Genomic DNA, 4753 nt, shown 5'->3' on the forward strand with positions numbered 1-4753 from the left:
CCCTTGATCAACTCTGCGGAGGGGTTGGTCCGGTGAGGCGGACGGGGGGTTCGGCCGGCCACCCCGGCCCAGGCCACCCCGACCCAGGCCACGCCGCAGGCCGGGACCGCCCGGCCGGCCCAGGACAGCCGGTACGCGGGTGGGACCGCCGGGCGTCCACCCGCCGACGCCGGCGGGAACCGGCCCGGCCAGGGCGACGCGCCGACGGCGTACATCCCGAAGGTGGGCGGGTCGGACGGCGCGGGCACCCGTCCGACCAGGCCGGCCTCGCCCGGTGGTCCCGACCGCCCCGCCGACCCGGGTGCCACCGCCGTGATCCCGGCGGTGTCCGGGCGTAGGACGAGCGGGGCACCCAAGCCGCCGCCGGTGGACTCCACCGCGCTGATGGGTGCCGTACCGCGCCCGCCGAAGACGGACGAGCCGGACGGTGACGGCGCCGACCAGCCCGCGGAGCCGCCCCGGCCGCGCCGTGGCGAGCGGGTCGTCCAGCTGCGCCCGCACCAGACCGGTGAGGGCTACAAGAGCGTCTACTCGGAGCTGACCCGTCCCTCCCTGGCGTCCCGGCTGCGCACGGGCATCCGGGTCAGCGGCGAGGTGCTGATCACCTTCGGCCTGGTGGTGCTCCTCTTCGCCGGATACGAGGTGTGGGGCAAGTCGGCCATCGTCGACGCCCACCAGAACGACCTGAGCCAGCAGCTCGCGCAGGCGTGGGGCCCGACCGGCGACCCGACCGTCGCCCCGAGCGCCTCCACGTCCGCGTCGGTCAAGCCGAAGCCGCCCGTCCATGGCAAGCCGATCGCCGGCCTCTACATCCCGAAGCTCGACAAGAACTGGGTGGTGGTCGAGGGCGTCACCCAGAAGGACATCCGGTACGCCCCGGGGCACTACCCGTCGAGCGCCATGCCCGGCAGCGTGGGCAACTTCTCCGTCGCCGGCCACCGCAACCGGGCCACCTTCTGGCGGTTGGACGAGCTGAACGAGGGCGACGCCATCGTGGTCGAGGGCAAGACCGAGTGGTACGTCTACCGGGTGACGCGCAACCACATCGTCAAGCCGACCCAGGTCGAGGTGGTGGCGCCCGTCCCGGGTGAGCCCGGGGTGAAGCCGAGGAAGCGGATGCTCACCCTGACCACCTGCAACCCGAAGTTCGACAACTACGAACGCCTCATCATCCACGCCGAACTGGACCGGGCACAGCCGAAGTCCGCGGGCCGGCCGGCGGAGCTGGGGAACTGAGGGACCATGTACGCCTGGATCTGGCGCAAGCTCCCGTTCGGGCTGCCCGGCAAGCTGGTCGGCAGCCTGCTGCTGGCCACCGCGGCGGTTGCCCTGCTCTGGTACGTGGTGTTCCCGTGGGCGGAGCCCCTCCTGCCCTTCGACGACGTGCAGGTCACTCAGGACTCCGGCGTCCCCGGGGATCCCGGTGGGAACACGGTGCCCGGCGGCGACGAGCCACCGACCGGCGACGAGTACGACCTGCCGTACGACACCGACCAGAACAACACACCGCCCCCCTCGGACAGGTGACACCGTGCGCGTCCTGGTGATCGACAACTACGACTCGTTCGTCTTCAACCTCGTCCAGTACCTCGGTCAGCTCGGCGTGGACTGCGAGGTACGGCGCAACGACGAGATCGACGTCGCGGACGTGGGAAGGGCCGGCGCGTCCGGCATCCTGCTCTCGCCCGGCCCGGGCAGCCCGGATCGCGCGGGCATCTGCCTCGACGTCATCCGGCAGTACGCCGGCGAGCTGCCGATCTTCGGCGTCTGCCTCGGGCACCAGGCGATCGGTGAGGCGTTCGGCGCCACCGTGACCCGCGCTCCGGAGTTGCTGCACGGCAAGACCTCCGAGGTCCGCCACCACAACACCGGTGTCCTCGCCGGGCTGCCGGACCCGTTCACCGCGACCCGCTACCACTCGCTCGCCGTCCTGCCGGAGACGCTGCCGGACGAGCTGGAGGTGACCGGCTGGACCGGTTCCGGGATCGTGATGGCGATGCGCCACCGGACGCTGCCGATCGAGGGCGTCCAGTTCCATCCGGAGTCGGTGCTCACCGAGGGCGGCCACCTGATGCTGGCCAACTGGCTCGCCGCCTGCGGCTACCGCGAGGCCCTGGAGCGCGCCCCGGAGCTGGCCGCCGAGGTCGACGCCCGCCGCCGCGCCGCCTTCACCACCACCTGACCCGCCCCACCCGAAGCACCCAACCGCCTCCCGGCCCCGCCTCGCCGGTTGGCTTCCCCGCCCGGCTTCGCCGGTTGATCATGAAGTTAGTGGGGACATAACGGGCATGTTTGCCCGCTAACTTCATGATCACCGCACGGCAGCGGCGGGCGGCAGACGGACGGCGGGTGGGCGCTGCGGCGTCACCCCCGGCGGTCAGTGCCGCCGGGGGTGGTGGGTAGTTGGGTTACTCGCCGGGGAGGCGGGCGGGTGGGGGTGTCGTCGGGAACGGGAGGCCGCCACCGCCGCCGGTGCCGGGGGTGGTGGGCGTGACGCTCGGGGTGGCGGTCGGGTCGGGGGTCGGGGTGGTCGGCGTGGGCTCGACCTCCTCGGGCTGCGTGACGACGATCGTCACGGTGCTGTCCCGGGCCTTCTTCTCGCCGCCGTTCGGGCTCTGGTCCTCGACCTTGCCCGCGTCCTCCGGCGCCACCAGCTCGCCCTTTTCGACTCTGACCTTGAACCCGGCGTTCTGCAGCTGCCGGGTGGCCTCGGCCTGACTGAGGCCCTCGACCTTCGGCACCTCGATGATGTTGCCCCGGGACACCGAGAGCGTGACCGTGGACCCTTCCGGCACCGGCTGCCCCTCGGGCGGGTCGACCTGGACGACGTAACCAGCAGGCCGGTCGCTGTTGATCTGCTTGACCTCCGGCTTGAGGTTTTCCGCCTCGAGCCGGGCCTCGGCACTCTCGACCAGGCTGCCCTTGAGACCGGACGGCACCTTCACCTGGGGCACGCCGCTGCAGACCTGGAGGGTCACCTGCTGGGTGGACTCGACCCGCGCGTCGGCGCTGGGCTCCTGTCGGACCACCGTGTCCTGCCGGCAGCCACTCTCCTTGACCGGCACCGGCTTCCCGGTCAGACCCGCCTGGGCAAGTCGGTCCAACGCCTGCTGCTGAGTGGCACCGACGAGGTTCGGCACGACGATCTGCTGGTCCCGGTTGCTGTAGAGCAGCGCACCCACCAGGGCGATCACCGCGAGCACGCCGACCGCGGCGAAGGTGGCGATCAGCCACGACGAGGCCTTGCGCTGGCGCGGGTCGCCGACCCGGGCGGGGATCTGCCGGGTCTGGGTCGCACCCGCCGCCGGGTAGCCCGCGGCGGCCGGCGCCATGTGCGTCGTCTCGTCCTCGCGCAGCACCGGAGTGGCCAGCACGGGCCGGCCGGCGGCGGCGCGGAGCAGGTCGGCCCGCATCTCGCCGGCGCTCTGGTAGCGGTTGAGCGGGTTCTTCGACAGCGCCTTCAGGACGATCGCGTCGACCGCCGGGTTGACGTCCGGGTTGATGTCGCTGGGCGTCGGCGGAGCCTCCCGCACGTGCTGGTACGCGACGCTGACCGGGCTGTCGCCGACGAACGGCGGGTGCCCGCAGAGCAACTCGAAGAGAACGCAGCCGGCGGCGTACACGTCGGAGCGGGCGTCGACCGCCTCACCCCGCGCCTGCTCGGGCGACAGGTACTGCGCGGTGCCGATCACGGCGCTGGTCTGCGTCATCGTGGTGGCGCCGCTGGCCAGGGCCCGGGCGATGCCGAAGTCCATGACCTTGACCTGGCCGGTCTGGGTGAGCATCACGTTGCCGGGCTTGATGTCCCGGTGGATGATGCCGTGCCGGTGACTGAACTCCAGCGCCGCGCTGATGTCGGCGCAGATCTCCAGCGCCCGGCGGGGCTGGAGCCGCCCCTCCGCGCCGAGCACCTCCTTGAGGGTCCGCCCGTTGACGAACTCCATGACGATGAACGGCAGCGTCTCGCCGGTGGGAGCGGTCTCCTCGCCGGTGTCGTAGACGGCGACGATCGCCGGGTGGTTGAGCGACGCGGCGTTCTGCGCCTCCCGGCGGAACCGCATCTGGAAGGTCGCGTCCCGGGCGAGGTCCGTCCGGAGCATCTTGATCGCGACGTCCCGACCGAGCCGGAGATCGCGACCGCGGTGCACCTCGGCCATGCCGCCATAGCCGAGGAGCTCGCCGACCTGGTACCTGCCACCGAGCAGGCGGGCCTGCGCTGTCATCGCGTCTGTCGTCCTTCGCTCGTCGTCGTCTCGTCGCTGCCCGACCGGGGCCGTTCCTGTCGACGGTACGACGTTCCAGCCGGATCGTCGTGCCCGGCGGGCCGCAGCACGCCGGACGGCACCGTCCGCGAGCCGGGCGCACCGGGTTCACCGGATGCACCGTTCTCCCGCAGGGAGTAGGAAATCACGCCGGAGCAGACGAGGACCAGTACGGCCAGGAGGATGGCGACGAACACCATTCCGGGACGCGACCGACGGGGCTGCGGCGGTGGGGCGGGCGGGACCGGCTGGCGGGCGTACCCGGCCTGTCGCTCCTGCTGAACGGGGGCCGGCGGCACCGGGGCGGCACCTCGCGGCCAGCCCTGCTGCACTGCCTGCGGGCGCGGCGCCGACGGCGTCGCGGCGGTGGCACGTGCCGAGACCGGCGGGCGGGGCGGCTGCGAGGTCGCGGCCGGCTCCGGCGTCGCCGGCCGCGCCGCCCGGCCGCGCCCAGGTACCGCCGCCCTCGGCGTCGCGTCCTCCGGTCGCGC

3 protein-coding genes and 2 pseudogenes are annotated in these 4753 nt (G+C 72.8%); 3 read left to right on the top strand and 2 right to left on the bottom strand.

Translation table 11 applies throughout. The features are described 5' to 3' along the window. Nucleotides 1-356: pseudogene (locus AB0I76_RS22700) on the bottom strand (hypothetical protein); the annotation flags it as partial. Here AB0I76_RS22700 and AB0I76_RS22705 point away from each other — a divergent pair. The 3 genes and pseudogenes from AB0I76_RS22705 to AB0I76_RS22715 form a co-directional block, all read left to right on the top strand. Further along, nucleotides 253-1236 (top strand): annotated as a pseudogene (locus AB0I76_RS22705) (class E sortase); the annotation flags it as partial. The pseudogenes AB0I76_RS22700 and AB0I76_RS22705 sit on opposite strands and share 104 nt — an antisense overlap. Nucleotides 1237-1242: 6 nt before the next feature. Next, nucleotides 1243-1527 (top strand): hypothetical protein, encoded by a 285-nt coding sequence (locus tag AB0I76_RS22710; RefSeq protein WP_357038827.1) that lies wholly within the window; start codon nucleotides 1243-1245, stop codon nucleotides 1525-1527. A gap of 4 nt (nucleotides 1528-1531) precedes the next feature. Then, nucleotides 1532-2182: an aminodeoxychorismate/anthranilate synthase component II gene (locus AB0I76_RS22715; RefSeq protein WP_357038830.1), complete on the top strand. Its 651-nt coding sequence runs from the start codon at nucleotides 1532-1534 to the stop codon at nucleotides 2180-2182. A 226-nt stretch (nucleotides 2183-2408) separates the two neighbouring features. On the opposite strand, the gene pknB is transcribed toward AB0I76_RS22715, so the two are convergent. After that, nucleotides 2409-4223, bottom strand: coding sequence for a Stk1 family PASTA domain-containing Ser/Thr kinase (gene pknB / locus AB0I76_RS22720; RefSeq protein WP_357038832.1), 1815 nt, complete (start codon nucleotides 4221-4223; stop codon nucleotides 2409-2411). Between the last annotated feature and the right edge of the window lie 530 nt (nucleotides 4224-4753).

The organism is Micromonospora sp. NPDC049799 (assembly GCF_040656655.1).
Lineage (GTDB): Bacteria > Actinomycetota > Actinomycetes > Mycobacteriales > Micromonosporaceae > Micromonospora.

What these genes read in the sequence shown, in the direction of transcription:
- pknB (WP_357038832.1), bottom strand. Translation starts at nt 4,223, where the DNA reads ATGACAGCGCAGGCCCGCCTGCTCGGTGGCAGGTACCAGGTCGGCGAG.
- AB0I76_RS22710 (WP_357038827.1), top strand. Translation starts at nt 1,243, where the DNA reads ATGTACGCCTGGATCTGGCGCAAGCTCCCGTTCGGGCTGCCCGGCAAG.